General features: G+C 42.3%; 13 protein-coding genes. 9 read left to right on the plus strand and 4 right to left on the minus strand.

Annotated features, from left to right (window positions below; translation table 11 throughout):
• Positions 1–7 precede the first annotated feature (7 nt).
• On the plus strand, positions 8–1,171 hold the full coding sequence (gene queG, locus GNIT_RS14930) for a tRNA epoxyqueuosine(34) reductase QueG (RefSeq protein WP_014110113.1): 1,164 nt from the start codon (positions 8–10) through the stop codon (positions 1,169–1,171).
• Between the two features lie 47 nt (positions 1,172–1,218).
• Here queG and hemE read toward each other — a convergent pair whose 3' ends face one another.
• Together hemE and nudC are read right to left on the minus strand one after the other, a co-directional pair.
• The gene (hemE, locus tag GNIT_RS14935) at positions 1,219–2,283 is read right to left on the minus strand and encodes a uroporphyrinogen decarboxylase (RefSeq protein WP_014110114.1); all 1,065 of its coding nucleotides are present in this window, start codon (positions 2,281–2,283) and stop codon (positions 1,219–1,221) included.
• Positions 2,284–2,353: 70 nt separating this feature from the next.
• Complete coding sequence (gene nudC, locus GNIT_RS14940; protein ID WP_014110115.1) at positions 2,354–3,166, minus strand: NAD(+) diphosphatase; 813 nt, start codon at positions 3,164–3,166, stop codon at positions 2,354–2,356.
• Between the two features lie 229 nt (positions 3,167–3,395).
• Between nudC and GNIT_RS14945 the strand changes: the two genes are divergently transcribed.
• The 8 genes from GNIT_RS14945 (at position 3,396) to yghU (ending at position 13,581) form a co-directional block, all read left to right on the plus strand.
• Entirely contained in the window at positions 3,396–3,863 is a 468-nt protein-coding gene (locus GNIT_RS14945; protein ID WP_014110117.1) for a transcriptional repressor, read from the plus strand.
• A gap of 232 nt (positions 3,864–4,095) precedes the next feature.
• Positions 4,096–5,388, plus strand: coding sequence for an OmpA family protein (locus tag GNIT_RS14950; protein WP_014110118.1), 1,293 nt, complete (start codon positions 4,096–4,098; stop codon positions 5,386–5,388).
• A gap of 279 nt (positions 5,389–5,667) precedes the next feature.
• Positions 5,668–6,324, plus strand: a complete 657-nt coding sequence (locus tag GNIT_RS14955) for a GntR family transcriptional regulator (RefSeq protein WP_014110119.1) — start codon at positions 5,668–5,670, stop codon at positions 6,322–6,324.
• Positions 6,325–6,375: 51 nt separating this feature from the next.
• A complete protein-coding gene (gene prpB, locus GNIT_RS14960; RefSeq protein WP_014110120.1) occupies positions 6,376–7,254 on the plus strand; it encodes a methylisocitrate lyase in 879 nt (292 codons plus the stop codon).
• 30 nt (positions 7,255–7,284) lie between these two features.
• Positions 7,285–8,406, plus strand: a complete 1,122-nt coding sequence (prpC, locus tag GNIT_RS14965; protein WP_014110121.1) for a bifunctional 2-methylcitrate synthase/citrate synthase — start codon at positions 7,285–7,287, stop codon at positions 8,404–8,406.
• Between the two features lie 178 nt (positions 8,407–8,584).
• Positions 8,585–11,173, plus strand: a complete 2,589-nt coding sequence (gene acnD, locus GNIT_RS14970; RefSeq protein WP_014110122.1) for a Fe/S-dependent 2-methylisocitrate dehydratase AcnD — start codon at positions 8,585–8,587, stop codon at positions 11,171–11,173.
• Positions 11,174–11,187: 14 nt separating this feature from the next.
• Positions 11,188–12,363, plus strand: a complete 1,176-nt coding sequence (prpF, locus tag GNIT_RS14975) for a 2-methylaconitate cis-trans isomerase PrpF (protein ID WP_014110123.1) — start codon at positions 11,188–11,190, stop codon at positions 12,361–12,363.
• Between the two features lie 354 nt (positions 12,364–12,717).
• Positions 12,718–13,581, plus strand: a complete 864-nt coding sequence (gene yghU, locus GNIT_RS14980) for a glutathione-dependent disulfide-bond oxidoreductase (protein ID WP_014110124.1) — start codon at positions 12,718–12,720, stop codon at positions 13,579–13,581.
• Positions 13,582–13,641: 60 nt separating this feature from the next.
• Here yghU and GNIT_RS14985 read toward each other — a convergent pair whose 3' ends face one another.
• A complete protein-coding gene (locus GNIT_RS14985; protein ID WP_049786945.1) occupies positions 13,642–15,429 on the minus strand; it encodes a two-component system response regulator in 1,788 nt (595 codons plus the stop codon).
• Positions 15,422–19,939: a two-component regulator propeller domain-containing protein gene (locus GNIT_RS14990; protein WP_014110126.1), complete on the minus strand. Its 4,518-nt coding sequence runs from the start codon at positions 19,937–19,939 to the stop codon at positions 15,422–15,424. Before GNIT_RS14990 ends, GNIT_RS14985 begins: the two co-directional genes overlap by 8 nt.
• Positions 19,940–20,323: the final 384 nt, after the last annotated feature.

Below are 20,323 nucleotides of genomic sequence, written 5' to 3' on the forward strand. Positions count from 1 at the left end.
GTAGAAAATGTCCGTTATTAATTCAATAGATTTAAACCAGCTTACCGACAATATCAAGACTTGGGGTAAGTCGCTAGGTTTTCAGCAAGTTGGTGTCAGTGATGTTGATCTAAGTCAGCATGAAAAAGCGCTACGAAACTGGCTTGAAAATGGTTATCAAGGCGATATGAGCTTTCTTGAGCGCAATATTGATAAACGTCTATCGCCCAGCGAATTAGTCCCCGGAACGTTACGCATCATCAGCGTGCGAATGGATTACCTGCCACCCGATGCTTCCTTCGCCAGTAATTTAAAGTCGTCTTCTACTGCTTATATTAGTCGCTACGCACTTGGCCGAGACTACCACAAAGTTATCCGCAAGAAATTGCAGAAACTGGCTGAACAAATTCAAGAGTACACTCAAGATTTATCGTTTAGACCATTTGTTGACTCTGCTCCTGTACTTGAGCATGCGGTAGCCGAAAAAGCAGGCATTGGCTGGACGGGTAAGCATTCACTTACTATCAATAAAGAAGCTGGTTCGTATTTCTTTTTAGGTGAACTGTTTATCAATTTACCCTTACCTGTTGACCAAGCTGTCGAGGAGAACTGTGGTAAGTGTACTGCCTGCATTTCAATTTGTCCTACGCAAGCAATCGTAGAGCCCTATGTAGTCGATGCGCGCAAATGTATTTCGTATCTGACAATAGAAAATGACGGTGCAATACCTGTGATTTACCGCAAAGCGATAGGCAATCGAATTTATGGTTGTGACGACTGCCAACTTGTCTGCCCTTGGAATAAATATGCTGAAGTGACCGAAGAAAAGGATTTTTTTGCACGCCAGCATATGCACAACCGCTCATTGCTCGACTTATTCAAATGGACGGAAGATGAATTTTTAGAGCACACCGAAGGCTCTGCAATCAGGCGTATTGGCTATCGAAAGTGGAAGCGAAATATTGCGGTAGGGTTAGGTAATCAAATCGTGCAGAGTGTTGAAGATGCTGAAAATATTAAAAGTGTATTGCAAAATGCACGCGATTTTCCAGATGATATGGTGCAAGAGCATATTCGCTGGGCATTAGCTGAGATTGAACAATCCGAGCTTCAATTAGGTAAAAAGAGCGTAAACAGAAAAACGCTGAGTTTGGCGAGAAGTGTTGAGAAGGGAATGCCGAGGCACGGATGAAGCAAAGGGCCGATGAAAATTAATTAACACTGACCCTTTATTTTTATCTACTTATGATACTGCGCGCTATATTTGTGCACCGCGTCCACAAACACGCCAGCATTTTCAGGCGGTACATCTAAGTGAATCCCGTGCCCAAGATTAAATACATGGCCGTCGCCTTCACCAAAGCCCGCAAGGATGTCCTGAACTTCCTGTTCAATACGCTCTGGCTGTGCATATAAAATAGAAGGGTCCATATTGCCTTGTAGCGCCACTTTGTCTCCAACGCGTGCTTTTGCATCGGCAATATCAATCGTCCAATCCAAACCAATCGCATCGCAGCCAGTGGCAGCAATAGACTCTAACCACATGCCACCATTTTTAGTGAACAATGTAACCGGTATTTTCTGGCCTTCGTAATTACGCGTTAATCCAGCAACAATTTTTTCCATATATTGCAACGAAAACAGTTTGTAATCACGAGGGCTCAATACACCACCCCAAGTATCAAATACCATAACCGATTGCGCACCTGCTGCGATCTGCGCGTTCAAATACAGTATTACCGAGTCGGCAAGTTTATCGAGTAGTGCATGCAAAATGCTCGGTTCTGCAAACGCCATCTTCTTAATCTTAGTAAACGCTTTACTCGAGCCTCCTTCCACCATATAGGTTGCCAGCGTCCAAGGACTGCCGGAAAACCCAATTAAAGGAACTTCTCCTTTCAGGTTTTTGCGGATCGTGCGCACCGCATCCATCACATATTTAAGTTCTAGCTCAGGATCAGGAATAGCTAATTTATCCACACCCGCTTTATCCACGATAGGAGATTTGAATTTTGGCCCTTCGCCCGCTTCGAAATATAGACCGAGACCCATTGCGTCTGGAATAGTTAAGATATCAGAAAACAAAATTGCGGCGTCTAACGGAAAACGACGCAAAGGCTGCAGCGTCACCTCGCAAGCTAATTCAGGATTAGTACACAAAGCCATAAAATCGCCAGCTTCAGCTCTAATTTCTTTGTATTCTGGCAAATAACGTCCAGCTTGGCGCATCATCCATACAGGGGTAACGTCAACAGGTTGCTTTGAAAGAGCGCGTAAATATCTATCGTTTTTTAATGGGGTCATGCTTTACTCATTGTGAAATTTGAAACTGACTCGTCTAAATTTTAACTAGCTCGAGATAACTTGTATTCTATTATACCGACTTTTCTAGCATTCTTTTTTGCGTTTCCTCAATTAATCTCCCAGCAATGGAAAATTTTGGTGGCACTACCGGTAAATTATCGATATCAAACCAATCTGCTTGTATTATTTCCTTGCCATCAACAACAATGTCACCACTATCGTACTCGGCTAAATAACCAACCATTAATGAATGTGGAAAAGGCCAAGGCTGACTATTAAAGTATTCAACATTTTTTACTTTTACACCCACTTCTTCAAACACCTCCCGGTGCACTGCTTCCTCAAGTGTTTCACCACTTTCTACGAAGCCAGCAAGTGTGGAAAAGAAACCGGATTCTTTCTGGCGCTCGCCCTGAGCGAGAAGAATTTTATTGCCATGGCGAATGGCGACGATAATACAAGGAGACACTCGCGGGTAACAGCGGTGCTGACAAGTATGGCAATGCATCGCCATTTCCCACGACACACGATCCATGCGTGAACCGCAGCGGCCACAAAACTGATGTGTGCGCAAAAAGACAGCATATTGCCACGCTTGAGCTACGTGTTGAAAATCTTCCTTAGGCATCATCATGACCACTTCACGCAAACTTATGGAACGCACCGATTCGTGTTCAAGTATTTCCTTCTGCATATCTACAAGATGGTGTTCGATGTGCTCATTGACGTGTATGTGGACAGTTTGCTCTGCATATTCTGTAAAGATATCTTGTGTAAGATTAGCCAGCATTTCAACACCAGAACGCAAATCGGCCTCAATCGGCACCAATAATCTGTCATTCGAAAAAATGAAATATCTTTTAATTTTTACTATTGCTGTCATTACTTACCTTATTGAGTCGCCGTCTACTCACAAGAGGCTTAGGTCGAGGATGCTAAAGCTATATGAATATTGCTGTTTATGCAAAGACAAAAACAAACGAAGAATGTGATATAAAATTAACCAGAAGCTGCACTACCTATTCCCTTAACATAAATAAAAGTCTTTCCTTTACTGTTGTCGAAGTGCACACCGGTGTTATACTATTTCACTGATTAGCCGCATTATATTGATGTCTGCAAATAGGGAAAAGACCTTGGTGTTATCCAAACAAAACAAAGCTATTTTGGTGAAAGCAAAGTCGTATTGCCAAGAGAAAGGCGCTCGTCTTACGCCGCTGCGCGAGAGAGTCTATGAAATTCTATTACATCAAGACAGCGCAATAGGTGCATATGACCTACTAGATGAATTAAGGAAAACCGATGATAACGCAAAACCCCCTACTGTTTATCGGGCATTGGACTTTTTCCTTGATTTAGGGCTAGTACACAAAGTTGAATCAACTAATGCCTTCATGGCCTGCCATCATTTTGGTTGCAGCCACCCCGTGCAATTTTTAATTTGCGACACATGCGGTGATGTTCAAGAGATTCAGTCCGCTGGCGTAAAAGAAACCTTAGAGGCACAAGCCGAACAAAATTCTTTTGTCATTTTGCGTCAAACTATTGAGGCACATGGCGTTTGCCAGAAGTGCCAATAAAAAATATAGGTATTTACAGTTATTTTGTCTCTTTCAGTTGCCGCTACTCCCCCTCAAATGTGTCACCTTTTTACTACTAATTTGAGCAGCTCGAAATTCTAAATCAATTTTAGTTAATTTATATTGAATAAACCCCATTAATAACAAGGTTTCGTTGGAAATTGATTGAAATGTAGGCGATAATTAAAGGGTTACAGAAAAACACACTATTTTGGATAAAAGGAAGTCAATCATGAAACGCTCTATGCTTTTCACAGCAGTTGCAGTTGCAACAACTATGTCTGCTAGCACAATCGCTCAAGAAGCTCCAGCCTACGAAAATTGGGTCGGTGGTTTCGCACAATATTACAGTCCAGATTCAGATAAGCCTGAGCCTTTGGGTTATTTAGACGACGGAAAAACATTGGGGGGCGAATTAGGTTTCCGTTTCGATCCTAAATGGGGTATCCGTTTTGAACTTTCTCGCATTTTCCTCGACATGCAAGGCCCGAACCGCCCAGGTTTTGGTGATGATGGTATTATGTTGGGTGCTGATGCAATGTACTTCTTAGACAATGACGCAGCGTATTTATTTGGTGGTTTGCGTGAGCAATCAATCGAAGATAGCTACCGCATGATGAGCTACGGTGTTGGTAAACATTGGGAAGTAAGCGAAAGCGTGCGCGTAATCACAGAACTTGCTGGCTACCGTGATTTCGGTCAAGGCTACAACGAATATAGCGCAAAACTTGGTTTAGCGTATATTTTCGGCCAGACACCTGCAGCACCAGTTCGCAAAGATACTGACAACGATGGGGTTTACGATGCTGTTGACCGTTGCCCTAACTCTCCTGCGGAAACCCAGGTTGATGCAACTGGCTGTAGCGTTGATTTAGACAATGACGGTGTATTAAACGGCGTTGACCAATGTCCAAATACACCAGCAGGCGTAAAAGTGTCTGCAAATGGTTGTGAAATCAAAGACGCTGACAAAGACGGTGTTTTAGATATCAACGATTCTTGCCCGAACACGCCAGCAGGAACCAAAGTAAATGCTAAAGGTTGTGCGATCAACTTAGATAAAGACGGCGACGGTGTATTAGATAGCAAGGACAAGTGCCTTGACACCCCAATGACTGACAAAGTAGATGCGGACGGTTGTAGCGTATTATTAGAAAAAGAAGTGTCCATCGCACTTAACGTTTTATTTGCTAATAACAGCAGCGAAATCGAAAACCCTAGCGCAGACAAGATCGTAGAATTTGTTGACTTCATGAAGCGCTATGGCAATACCGACGTTGTTATTGAAGGTCATAGTTCTGCAGTCGGCAGTGCTGAATACAATCAATACCTTTCGCAAAAACGTGCGGATGCAGTTAAAACTATGCTAATCAATAAATATGGTATTGAAGCATCTCGTTTAAGCGCAATTGGTTATGGGGAAACGCAGTTGAAAGATACTTCTAACACTGCAGAAGCTAATAAGATTAACCGTCGTATTGAGGTTAAAGTGACCGCTAAGGTTAAAACTACAGCGACTCGTTAATTTGTATTAATACACTTTAAGTAATAGCAAAGCGCCTACTTGCAAAAGTAGGCGCTTTTTTTTGGCTTCTATTTTACCTGCCTAAACCTTGACGTTCACTACGTTATTTCCTACTTTAAATCCTAGATAATAGTTTCTCTAAAGGCTCCTTAACTAAGCTTAAATCAGCAAACGCAATATAAGACGTTAGTTACATTGTCGACAAAATGACCTTTAATGTTTGACATAAGCAACAGCAGCCTCTATATTGTCGACAATCCAGTTTAACCGACGATATTAATGAACGCATTTGTTGAACAAGCTATTACCGGAGCTGACAAGACCTTCTTCCAACTAAGAAGGGACATTGTGGAAGGCGAAATTAAAGCTGGCAGCAAATTAAGTGAAATGGAATTGTCGACAAAATATGGTGTGAGTCGCGCGGTAATCCGAGAAGCGATTAACCGTTTAGAAAGCTGCCATCTAGTCGAGCGCAAACCAAACATAGGGGCAAGGGTCGTTGCGTTAACACCAGAAGGCCTTATTCAACTATATCAGGTTAGAGAATCGCTCGAAGGTATGGCCGCAAGATTAGCTGCTAAGAATATGACAGACGCCGAGATTAATGATTTGAATACTTTACTTAGTACTCACTTTCAAGAAGTAAAAACTGGCGAAACATACTATCAAGAAGCGGGTGACGTTGATTTCCACTATCGAATAATTGTCGGTAGTAAAAATGACCATCTTATTTCACTGCTAGTGAATGGTCTTTATCATCTTATTCGAATGTATCGCGTGCAATTGGGTATGGCAGGCCCACGCGTCAGCACCGCGTTTGACGAGCACAGGCACATTGTACAAGCAATTAGTAACCGCGATGAAGAACTCGCAGAGATGCTAATGCGCAGACACATTCTCTATTCAAAACAAAATATTGAGGCTAGGTTACGGTAAACGCATTTGTTTTTTGTAACTTCACTCCCACTAAAAAAGAACGAGGTAAATATGAGCGCAGGTAAAAAATTTCGTCAAGCACTAGCTGACAACAAGCCCCTTCAAATCGTTGGCACTATAAACGCCTACTCTGCAATGATGGCGAAAAAAATTGGCCATCAAGCTATTTATCTTTCTGGCGGCGGTGTTGCAAACGCATCTTACGGACTGCCCGATTTAGGAATGACTTCACTGAATGACGTCTTAGTTGATGTTAACCGCATTACATCTGCTTGCGATTTACCGTTGTTGGTCGATATCGACACTGGCTGGGGCGGCGCTTTCAATATTGCAAAAACCGTTCGTGATATGGAAAAAGCAGGCGCTGCTGCAGTGCACATGGAAGACCAAGTTGCACAAAAACGCTGTGGTCACAGACCAAATAAAGCAATTGTTTCAACAGAAGAAATGGTCGATAGAATTAAAGCGGCCGTTGATGCTCGCACCGATCCAGATTTCTTCATCATGGCACGCACAGATTCCTTCGCGCAAGAAGGCTTAGAAGCAGCGATAGCAAGGGCAAAAGCGTACGTTGCTGCAGGTGCTGACGGTATTTTTGCTGAAGCTGTAAAAACTGAAGAACACTATCGCGCCTTTTCTGAAGCTTTAGATGTACCTATTCTGGCTAACATTACTGAGTTTGGGCAAACCGAGTTGTGGAACAAGGAACAACTTGGAGAATGGGGAGCCGCTATGGTTCTTTACCCCCTTAGTGCTTTCAGAGCAATGAACAAAGCGGCAGAAATGGTGTATGAGTCTATTTTGGCGAACGGCGATCAAAAAGCCGTTGTCGATTCGATGCAAACTCGCATGGATTTATATGACTACCTTGGCTATCACGATTATGAGCAGAAGCTAGACGCTTTGTTTGCAGAAAATAAGAACCTATAACTTAGAATCACAGAATTTACGGAGACGATAATGGCGAAAGTATTAAGTGGCGCGGGATTACGCGGTCAAGTTGCTGGTAAAACAGCTTTATCAACAGTAGGTCAATCGGGCTCTGGTTTGACTTATCGCGGCTATGATGTAAAAGACCTCGCTGAAAAATGCCAATTCGAAGAAGTTGCGTACCTTATTCTCAAAGGTAATTTGCCAACACAGTCAGAGCTAGACGCCTACAAAGCCAAGCTAAAAATGATGCGCGGACTACCTGCACCTTTGAAGGCGGTGTTAGAGCTTATTCCTGCTAATGCGCATCCTATGGATGTGTTACGAACAGGTTGTTCAATGCTAGGTAATCTTGAAACAGAAGCGGATTTTTCACAGCAGGGTGAAGTCACTGATCGCATGTTAGCCTGCTTCCCAAGCATTATTTGTTACTGGTACCGCTTTTCGCACGACGCAGTTCGTATTGACGTAGAAACTGATGACGATTCGATTGGTGCACACTTCTTACACATGCTACACGGCGAAAAGCCAAATGAATTACATGAAAAAGTAATGCATGTATCTTTGATTCTTTATGCTGAACATGAGTTTAACGCATCCACTTTTACTGCCCGTGTTTGTGCTTCAACGCTATCTGATATGCATTCATGCATTACCGGTGCAATCGGTTCACTTCGCGGACCTTTGCATGGCGGCGCAAACGAAGCCGCAATGGAAATGATTGAAGGCTTTACTTCTGCCGACAATGCAGAAAAAGAAATGATGGGTAAGCTAGAACGCAAAGAGAAAATCATGGGCTTTGGTCATGCTATCTATTCAGATTCAGACCCGCGCAATGAGATTATAAAAGGCTGGTCTGAAAAACTAGCTGCTGATGTTGGCGATACTGTTCTATATCCGGTATCAGTGCGTTGTGAAGAAGTGATGAAACGCGAAAAAGGCTTATTCTGCAATGCTGATTTCTTTCATGCCTCAGCTTACAACTTTATGAAAATACCCACTAAACTATTTACACCGATATTCGTGATGTCTCGACTAACGGGTTGGGCGGGTCACGTAATGGAGCAGCGCGCTGATAACCGCATTATTCGTCCTTCGGCGGATTATACGGGTGAAGAATTACGCCCAGTTGTAGCTATCGAAAACAGATAGCAATTGCAGTATCAAAACGTTACACGTTCTCACCTTGCAGAGGTACCTTCATTGGTGCCTCTGTATTAAGAAATTAGTTGTCTGTTGTTTACGATCCTTACTTCTGAGCTTGTAGTAAAGCAGTCCTAAAGTATAAAGTTACTAAGCAAAGGCAACCTACTGAACCACAGGATTTGTCATGAACTACGATTACAGAAAACCCCTACCCAACAGTCAGCTAGACTATTATGATACAAAAGAAGCGGTCAATAATATCCAAGCGGGTGCCTATGAAACCCTGCCCTACACTTCACGCGTATTGGCTGAAAACTTGGTTAGAAAATGCGATCCAGCGATCCTAACTGATTGCTTAAAGCAAATTATAGAGCGTAAACGTGATCTCGACTTCCCGTGGTTTCCAGCACGCGTTGTATGCCATGATATTCTTGGCCAAACTGCGCTCGTAGATTTAGCAGGATTAAGAGATGCGATTGCAGCCAAAGGCGGCGATCCTGCTCAGGTTAATCCTGTAGTACCAACACAATTAGTTGTCGACCATTCACTGGCGGTCGAACATGGAGGCGCCGACAAGGACGCGTTTACTAAAAACAGAGCGATTGAAGATCGCCGCAATGAAGACCGTTTCCACTTTATCAATTGGACAAAAACCGCATTTAAAAATATCGATGTTATTCCACAAGGTAACGGCATACTGCATCAAATTAACTTAGAGCGCATGTCACCCGTTGTTCAAGCACGCGACGGTGTCGCTTTTCCTGACACCTTAGTAGGAACCGATAGCCACACACCAATGGTTGACGCATTAGGCGTTATTGCGATTGGTGTGGGTGGTCTGGAAGCTGAAAGCGTTATGCTAGGACGAGCGTCATATATGCGCCTCCCAGATATTATTGGTGTTGAACTAACTGGCAAGCCACAAGCTGGCATTACGGCGACTGACATTGTGTTGGCACTGACAGAGTTTTTACGTGCGCAAAAAGTCGTTTCGTCGTTCTTAGAGTTTTATGGCGAAGGCACAAAGCACCTTACCCTCGGTGATCGTGCAACTATCTCCAACATGACGCCAGAGTACGGCGCTACTGCAGCTATGTTTTATATCGATAGACAAACTATTGATTACCTAACACTTACTGGTCGAGAAGACGATCAAGTTAAGCTTGTTGAACAATACGCAAAGCATACTGGTTTGTGGGCAGACGATTTAGTAACCGCAGAATACGAGCGAGTCTTGAGTTTTGATTTGTCATCCGTTGGACGCAATATTGCTGGTCCTTCCAACCCGCATACTCGCGTATCGACAGCCGATTTAGCTGTAAAGGGTATTAGCGGAGTGGTAGAAAATGAAGAAGGCAAAATGCCGGACGGTGCTGTGATTATTGCCGCTATCACCAGTTGTACTAACACTAGTAATCCGCGCAACATGATTGCAGCCGGCTTAATTGCTCGCAACGCTAATAAGCTCGGTTTGCTAAGAAAGCCTTGGGTAAAAAGTTCTTTAGCACCAGGCTCTAAAGCTGTGCAACTGTATTTGGAAGAAGCAGGATTGCTGCCTGAACTCGAAAATCTAGGCTTTGGTATTGTGGGTTTTGCCTGTACCTCATGCAACGGTATGAGTGGTGCGCTTGATCCTAAGATTGCAGAAGAAATCAAACAGCGCGATTTATATGCTACAGCAGTGTTGTCAGGCAATCGCAACTTTGACGGCCGTATTCATCCACACGCTAATCAAGCATTTTTAGCCAGTCCGCCTCTCGTAGTGGCTTACGCTATTGCCGGGACTATTCGTTTCGATATAGAAAAGGATGTATTAGGTAAAGATGCACAGGGCAACGATATCCGCTTAATGGACATTTGGCCAAGCGACGAAGAAATTGATGCCGTTGTAAAATCTAGCGTCAAACCTGAGCAATTCCGCAAGGTTTATAATCCGATGTTTGATTTGAGCGTGGATTACGGTGAAGACAATGATCCGCTTTACGCTTGGCGGCCACAAAGCACTTATATTCGTCGCCCTCCATACTGGGAAGGCGCTTTAGCAGGCGAGCGCAGCATGAAAGGAATGCGTGCTTTGGCCGTGTTAGGTGACAACATCACTACCGATCACTTATCACCGTCAAACGCAATCCAAATGAACAGCGCTGCTGGTGAGTATTTGCATAAAATGGGCTTGCCCGAAGTTGACTTCAACTCCTATGCAACCCATCGCGGTGACCATTTAACCGCTCAACGTGCCACGTTTGCTAACCCAAGATTGAAGAATGAAATGGCGATCGTTGACGGCAAAATGCAGGAAGGCTCACTCACTAGAATTGAGCCCGAAGGCAAAGTGACACGCATGTGGGAAGCAATTGAAACGTACATGCAGCGTAAACAGCCACTCATTATCGTTGCAGGTGCTGATTATGGTCAGGGGTCATCTCGCGATTGGGCAGCAAAAGGTGTACGTTTAGCAGGTGTTGAAGTCATTGCAGCAGAAGGTTTTGAGCGCATTCACCGCACTAATTTGATCGGTATGGGTGTATTACCGCTTGAGTTTGAAGCAGGGACAACTCGTAAAACATTGGGTATAGACGGCACTGAAAGCTTCGATGTAGAAGGTGAGCCGACACCTGGCGCAACACTCCACTTAGTCATCAATCGTAAAGATGGTGAGGTCATCAAAGTCCCGATGAAGTGCCGCTTAGATACCGCAGAAGAAGTCTCAATTTACGAAGCAGGCGGTGTTCTTCAGCGTTTTGCACAAGACTTTCTTGAAGCTACCGCATAATTTGGAGCGACGTAATGACGTTTAAACCACAGATAAAAGTGCCTGCTACCTATATGCGTGGGGGCACCAGCAAGGGTGTGTTCTTTAAGGTAGATGATTTACCAGAAAAAGCCAAGGTTGCAGGTCAATTCCGCGATCAACTGCTGCTCCGCGTGATTGGCAGCCCTGATCCTTATGCAAAGCATACCGACGGTATGGGCGGAGCCACCTCAAGCACCAGCAAGACAGTATTGCTTAGCAAGAGCGATAAGCCCGATCATGACGTAAATTATCTCTTTGGCCAAGTTGCTATTGATAAACCCTTTGTCGATTGGAGTGGAAACTGCGGAAACTTAACTGCAGCAGTGGGTTCATTTGCTATCAGTAATGGCTTAGTCGACGCAAGTCGCATTCCACAGAATGGCATTGCTGTAGTTCGAATTTGGCAAGCTAATATCAACAAGACCATCATTGCAAACGTACCAATCACAAATGGCGAAGTGCAAGAAACAGGTGACTTTGAACTAGATGGAGTGACCTTTCCGGCCGCAGAAGTCAAAATTGAATTTGTCGATCCTGCAGATGGCGAAGGCGATATATTTCCATCGGGTAACGTTGTCGACCAATTGGAAGTGCCTGGTATAGGCTCTTTTAAGGTTACGATGATTAATGCAGGCATTCCAACGCTATTCTTAAATGCAGATGAACTCGGCTACGCCGGTACTGAGCTGCAAGATGCAATTAATAACGATGACGCTGCATTAGCTAAATTTGAAACTATTCGTGCTTATGGCGCTGTTAAAATGGGACTCATTGCTCACATCGACGAGGCGGCTGCTCGACAGCATACACCTAAAATTGCTTTTGTTTCAGAGCCTCAAAACTATGTTTCATCAAGCGGTAAACAAATTACCAGTGTTGAAATTGATTTGAACGTTCGAGCGCTTTCTATGGGCAAGTTGCATCATGCTATGATGGGTACAGCGGCAGTTGCTATTGGAACTGCAGCGGCAATCCCTGGCACGCTAGTTAATTTAGCAGCTGGCGGAGGCGACCGCGAGGCCGTTGTTTTCGGTCATCCTTCAGGTACATTGAAAGTAGGCGCCAAAGCTGAGAATATTCAAGGTCAGTGGGCAGTTGACCGTGTGAGTATGAGTCGCAGTGCAAGAGTATTAATGGAGGGGAATGTCAGAATCCCTAGCATCGATTAGCCCAATTGTCTCTAAATGCGAACTATTAGTAATTTAAAAGCCCTTTTTAAGGGCTTTTAAACTATACGCAACTCCGCGAACCATTGCTTCATGACCACATCATTGTCACTGCACAATCACTATGCTATGAATTTCGGAATGATTTGATATAGTCCAAGTATGTCCCGATACCGTAATAAACACTTGTATATATACTAAACATCCATCAAACGCGCACAAGTTTTGATTTATTGAAATAATAACAACGAGACTACGTTCTACTAAGCATGTATCACATATCAATTACCTCTCATTCCATAAGGAAGAGTAATTGATAAGAGAGAAAATATCGTTACCATAATAAGGAAGCAATAAATGGCAGACCCAACTTACACGCCCCCTAAAATTTGGACTTGGGATACAGAAAGTGGCGGCAGATTCGCTAATATAAATCGGCCTATTGCGGGTTCAACATCTGAAAAAGATTTACCCGTCGGCAAGCATCCCCTTCAATTGTATTCCCTCGCAACGCCAAATGGTGTGAAAGTTACCATGATGCTTGAAGAATTATTGGAGAAAGGTTTCAAAGACGCTGAGTACGATGCTTACTTGGTCAACATAATGGAAGGGGATCAATTTACCAGTGGCTTCGTCAATGTAAACCCAAACTCAAAAATTCCAGCACTTGTGGATCACAGCACGGCAACCCCGACACGCGTATTTGAATCGGGCTCAATATTACTTTATTTGGCCGATAAATTTGATTCATTTTTGTCAAAAGACCCAGTAAAGCGAGCGGAAACTATGTCGTGGCTGTTTTGGCAAATGGGCGCCACACCAATGCTTGGTGGCGGCTTCGGTCATTTCTACGCCTATGCACCAGAAAAATACGAATACCCGATCAATAGATATGCAATGGAAGTAAAGCGTCAGATGGACGTTCTTGACCGTCAACTGGCTGAGAACGAGTTTATCAGTGGTGATGAGTACACTATTGCAGATATGGCCATCTGGCCGTGGTACGGCGGTTTAGCGCTAGGCAAACTTTATGAAGCAGGTGAATTTTTGCAAGTAGAGGAATATAAAAACGTACAGCGTTGGACAAAAGCCATTGATGCACGTCCTCAAGTTAAGCGTGCGAAAATGGTGAACCGCGTTTGGGGCGAACTATCTGGACAGCTACACGAGCGTCACGACGCCAGTGATTTTAAGACAAAAACCCAAGATAAACTTGCTTAATAACAGACCAAAAACACTGCTATTATAGACTAGGCTTATATTTAAGCCTGGTCTATAGGTCTACATTTGTTCGAATAACGCTGGGTTTAATGGATGCTGCATCATCTCGGTGACTTCTTCGGCAGACACAGCTTTGCTAAAATAAAAACCCTGAATAATATCGCAGTGAAAACGATTTAAAGTTTTAAGTTGCCCGTGCGTTTCCACCCCTTCTGCAATAACAGTCAGGTTCAAAGTACTTGCAAGCGCAATAATCGCTTCAACAATTGCCGCATCGTCAGGGTCTGAATCAATCGTAATAATAAAAGAACGATCAATTTTTAATGTATTTATCGGAAACTTTTTCAGATAGCTTAAAGAGGAGTAACCGGTACCAAAGTCATCAATGGATATTGCAACCCCCATGTCTCGAATTTGATTGAGTCGAGTAATGTTATGATCGACATCGTTCATAACGGCACTTTCAGTTAATTCAACTTCCAACAATGAAGCCGGTAACCCACTGTCATCAAGTGCTCTTTTGATCATATTTAACAATGAGGCACGCTTAAATTGAATACTAGAAAGATTTACGGATACTCTGAAGTCTTGCATGCCTGCGTCGAGCCAAGCTTTGGCTTGAAAACAGGCTGTTCGCATAACCCACTCTCCGAGCTCATTAATGAGCCCTGAATCTTCGGCAACGGGAATAAAATCGCTTGGTGTTACATATCCAAGTTCAGGACTCTTCCAACGCAATAGTGCCTCTACGCTTATTATTTTATTGTTCTTCAAACACACTTGAGGTTGATAGTGCAGCATGAACTCATCGTTACTTAGGGCATTTCGTAAGCACCCTTCAATTTGCAAAAACTTCATCGCATTTTCGTTTAGCGACTCTGCATAGAATCGATATCCTCTGCGGCCCATGCTCTTGGCGTAATACATAGCAACATCGGCGTGCTTTTTCAACTCAGTCACATTTGCGCCATCGCGAGGATACATCGCAATACCAATGCTCGGTGTTAAGGCAACTTCATAATCATCAATTGATACTAATTCTGAAATACAAGTTACTAGCGATTGCGCTACAACCTTAACGTCATCATCATGCAGAGTTTGGTTGAGCAATATCATAAATTCGTCGCCACCCAAGCGAAAAACCTGGATGTCGATCACATCGATTAGAGCATCGGGAAAACCGGCCTTTTCTTTAACGCACTGACATATTTTCTCACTGATTTTCTTTAGCAACTTATCGCCAAAGTCATGGCCCAAAGTATCATTTATACGCTTAAAGTTATCTAAGTCGATATACATAATACCCAAACTTTGCTGCTCCTTAGCAGCGAACCAAATGGCTTCTTCGAGACTTTCATCAAGGCTTTGCCTATTAGGTAACCCCGTTAACGAATCGATATACGCCAGTCGTCGCATTTTTTCTTCGCTTTGCTTTAAACTATTAAAAGTTTCGCTTCCTTTTAGCATATAGCGCACTCGATGAGCTACCATGGGCCAACGTAGTGGTTTCGGTAAGAAGTCGGTTGCCCCATGCTTATAGGCACTTTCAATCGACAATATATCGTCGGCTCCGGTTACCATAAGAATAGGTATATCTTTTCCTTTCGGATGCTTTCTGATTTCAGCACAAACTTCAAAGCCACTAAGCATAGGCATGTGGACATCTAACAAGACGATGTTAGGCTCATGTTGTATATAAAGCTTCAACGCATCTACGCCGTTAGCAGCAGTTAAAACCTTGTGATTATCACTGCTCAAGGTTTCTTCCATCAGCAGTAAGTAAGTTGGGTCATCATCACAGACCAATACAGTCGCATCCTTGCCACTATTAAGCGACGGTTCAGTCATACATCTTCTCAACTAATATGTGTAGGCTTTTAAGTGAGTTCTCAAATACATCTTCGAGTTCTTCTAATTTTTCAGCATCATCAATGGGTTGATTACTTTTGGCGGCAGTTTCAATGGCAAGCAAGAGTTGCGTAAATACCATCGTTCCTACGTTACCAGAGAGTGATTTCATTGCATGGGCTAATTCCATTGCTGTTGTTCTGTCATTACTTTTGCAGGCTTCTAAGAGCGCAGGCATCTGTTCAGCCATTACAGTTGTAAATGAATCGGCAACACGCAGATAAAGTTTCTTACCTGTTCTTACTTCAATTTCGCGAATACTTTCTACTGCATCAGCATCGATCCAATTATCAAGCTCTATTGTTTTATTCGGAACAACGCTAGCAGGTATATCTAATGAACTAATTTTAATTTGTTTTTCCGGAATATGCTCAGCTATCATGCTGAATAATTGCGATGCATTAAATGGCTTTAGCATAAAATCATTCATGCCAATTTCTAAACATAAGCCTTTTTCTTCATCAAAAACGCCAGCCGTTAAAGCAATAATAGGAACGGCGCTTGATTGCGCAGTCGACTTCTCATTTTCTCTAATAATGCACGTTGCCGTTAGGCCGTCCATTACCGGCATATGCAGATCCATAAAAATAAGGTCATAACGATTTTTCTGGGTTAGGTCGACAGCAAGTTGGCCATTACCAGCAATATCTACCTCACAGCCAAACATCTCAAGCATAGTGACAGCAACATCCTGGTTTGCAACAACGTCCTCTACCAATAAAATTTTCGCACTAAAACGGGAATTATGTTCACTCAATGCGCTGACTTCTGTCGTGTTTTCGAACATTTCTTCCTCAGCGTTGCTTGCAAATAGTATTTCAGCTCGAACCGTTTCTAGGCGAATAGGCTTTTCGATCCGACGCAAGCCAAACTCATTAACAGCGTCAGCTTTTTCAGTCGTGCGTAGAAGCACGCAATAGTCTGTAATATCGAGCGTCGTCGAAATAAAAGCGCGATTCAACAAGAAGTCAGCGTGGTCAATAAATATCAGCGCATTCGTAGCCGGAAAACTATCAATGCGGAGTTCATCAATTGTTGTGAGCAAAGCGCTGACATGCAGGCGTTCGAAAGTGTTCTGCATCATTTTTGCGGCCGTATTATTGCTGCAAACTAATAAAATAGGTCGCATGCTTAAATCTTCTACTTTGGAAACCATAACATGTTTCTTTAAAGGCAGTATAACAGGCAGATGAACGGTAAACGTCGTACCTTTCCCCAGCGCTGATTCAACCTCAATTTTGGCTGACATCTGGTCAATTATTTTTCTCGTAATAGATAAACCTAAGCCCGTGCCACCAAAGTTTCTGGTCGTTGTTGAATCCGCTTGTTGAAACTCGTTGAATATTTTTTCAAAATGCTCTTTTTCAATCCCGATACCTGTATCAATAACCGAAATTTGGATTTCTTTATTTACGTAATGGACCTCCAAATTAATACTTCCTTTGGAAGTAAACTTAATTGCGTTGTTCAGCAGGTTGGATACAACTTGGCGCAATCTGTGAGCGTCTCCCATGATATATCTGGGACATTCTGTGGCAATGCTATAGCCGAGCTCTAGATCCTTTTCAGAGGCCCTTACGGAAAACAGAAACAGCAGCTCTTCTATTAGCGCATGAAAATCAAATTCCTGATTTTCCAGTTCAATTTTATCAGACTCAATTTTTGACAAGTCGAGAATATCGTTGATAAGAGTCAACAAACTCTCACCTGCGCGACTCACTGCATTCGCATATCGTTTTTGATTTTCATTCAACTCAGAAGTTAAAAGTAGCTCACTCATACCAATAATACTGTTCATCGGCGTCCTAATTTCGTGGCTCACAATAGCCAAGAAATTCGATTTTGCCTGAGCAGCTTTGATTGCGAGATCTTTTGCTTTACTGGTTTCTTCGACAGCAACTGCCAATTGATTGTTTGCTAGCTCTAGTTCAGATGTTCTTAAACTGACCTCTTTTTCTAACTCTAAGCTGTGTGCAATTTGCTTTAATTTTTTACGATGCGCCATGGTAAATAAGCGGTATGCGATAAATACAATTATCCAAAAGTAAGTTAAGTAGGCAATTGAAGAGCGGTAGATTGGGGGATTAACAAGAACAGGGATTTCTAAAATTTCTTCTGACCAGATGCCATCGTTGTTGCTTCCTCTTACTTGGATTACGTAGTAGCCGTCGGTTAAATAGGGAAAGTTAACTTGGTTCGAGTTGCCCAAATTTATCCAGTCGCTATCGTCGCCACTTGAGCGATACTGATAGCGGTTGAAGTCTGGACGCGTAAAATCTAGCGCTGCGAAGCTGAACCCAAAGTTAGCTTCGTCAAAGTCCAGTTCTATGTTTCCTTCACTATTAAATGCTCTATGAATTGGAATTAATTCATTTAAACGACGGTATTCAGTCAGTACTATTGGTGGTTTGTATAAGTTAACGGGTACCGTTTTAGAAAGAAACGTATTAAAGCCATTAGCCCCTCCAAAAAACATCCTACCATCTTGACCTTGAAAAAATGCAATATTGTTAAAATCTGTTCCCTGCAATCCATGGCTTGTATTGAAGTTTTTGACTCTATTGTTTTCAAGAGATATAAAACTAAGTCCCTTTGCCGTACTAACCCAGATATAGCCATTTTCATCTGCAAGTAATCCATACGCGAAATTGGAAGCTAATCCTTGGTTGTAACCGGTATATTCAAAAACAAACTTCTCGTTGTCAAGATCGACTTTGGAAATTCTGCCGACACCCTTGTCAGCTGTAGCAAACCATAAATTATTTTCCGTCAGCAATACGCTCCAAATTTCTTGACTTTCCAATGGCACCTTCATGAATTCTTTCGTAGCCAAATCGAACTGATTCAATCCTCCGCCACGAGTAGCCACCCATATAGTGTTGTCCCTCCCTTCTACCAAGTGAGTTATCCGATTATTTGAAAGACTTTTTGCGTCATTAGCATCATGCGCAAAACGTTGTATGTTGCCTGAACTGTTAAGAATATTGATACCCCCACCATAAGTGCCAATCGCGAGGTTACCATTGCCTATTTCTATTATTTTACTAATTAGATTCGAACTTATTGTTGAATCATCTTCTGGGTCGTTTTGAAATAGAATAAACTTGTCGCTATTCTTTCGCCTTAAATGCAAACCGTCACGCAAGGTGCCCACCCACAGGTTCTGTTGTGAGTCAATAAGCATCGTTGTTATTCGACCATCTTGTAAGGCGCCCTCAACGCCGGGTTCGGCTCTGATATGGGATATAATGGACTCGTTAATATCGATAACATTGATTCCTTCTCCCCAAGTTCCGACATAAAGATCACCATTTTCAGCTTCTGCAAAAGAAGATATCGTATCACTTGATAAATTTTTACCTGTTGGCGTTGTAGTATTTACAAGCTGAAAACTATTAAGTGACCTATTCCATTTACTAATACCGACTGCAGTTCCTACCCAAAGGACACCTCCTCTGTCTTGAAACAGACTCAGAACGCGGTCATCACTTAAGCTAGCATCATTTGACTTGTTGTTGACATAATGAATGAAAGACTTGTTGCTGTCATCCCACTCACAGAGCCCATCACTTTCAGTAGCAATATAAATGTAACCGTCACTATCTTGAAAAATATCATTGATTGAGTTTGAACAGACATTAGACTTAATACCGCTTGAGGACAGAAACCGCTTCTGAACACCATCAACAACATTAAATAATAATAGACCGGAATTAATTGAACCGAGCCAAATGCGCTTCTGACTATCGATTAGAATAGAGCTTATGTTGTCAAAAGGTAATTTAATTTCTGAGTCAGAATTAAAAACAGTAAAGTTGTTTTGACCTGCGGGTCTATAAAAAAGACCGCGATCGTTGGTCGCAACAAACACGTTTTGAAGCTCATCAACTGCAATATCTCTAACATAATCTGATTGCAACCCAGCCTGTGTATTAATTCGTTCAATGAACTTTGATGTAACTATATCAAAAATTACAATTCCATTGTTTTTAGTCCCAAACCAAATTTTATCTTCTTCAACCTGCGCTATTACGGTAAATTTTAAACCTTGAATAATGTCATCTTCTTGTCCTGTAAAATTATGAAAACCGTCTATTTCAGGTAAATAAAGACTGACACCACTCTCTCCCGCAACCCATAAATTACCCTCACGATCAGAAAAAATATCTACAATCCAGCTACCAGGAAGGCTATTTTCATCGTCTGGATTATGTAAATAATGAGTAACCTTTTGACCGTCGTATTTATTAAGACCATTTTGTGTTGCTATCCAAATAAAGCCTTGAATATCCTGTTCGATATCGTTAACCACTGGACCGGAGAGCTCATGTCGTTCATTGAGTGTAGAAAATGAAACATCTCTACTTACTTTCTCATAAAACAGCTTTGCTTCAATAGTTTGTGTAACTAATAATCCAATAAAGAGTAACGATATTGAAATCCAAGGCATTGATTGTAGTATCTTATTAATTTTTGAGACAAGCATTCGCATTACTGGATAATTTTTATAACCGAACAGCAGTCTAAAACATTTATCAATTCAAAACCAAAATAACTTTGTCGAAAGGTATAAAAACTCTGTAATTTTGCTTGTATGTCCAAATGCAAAGAAATTATTTTAGTTCAAATAAAAAGGGCCCTCTCTGGGGCCCTCTGCTTTCCTATTGATTTCTATTCGTTTTTTAAGTCTAATCTAGCTGAAGATTAGCCTGTATAGAGGCTTAGCAGCTTCATGTAGTTGGTTGTTCATTATCTTACTTTATTATTTGCCATCAAACTTTGTAAGTTCGTTATTCCAAACAACACCCTCGGCAACTGGGTTAACTGGCTGGGC

The sequence above is a fragment of the Glaciecola nitratireducens FR1064 genome (assembly GCF_000226565.1).
Taxonomy (GTDB): Bacteria; Pseudomonadota; Gammaproteobacteria; order Enterobacterales; family Alteromonadaceae; genus Glaciecola; species Glaciecola nitratireducens.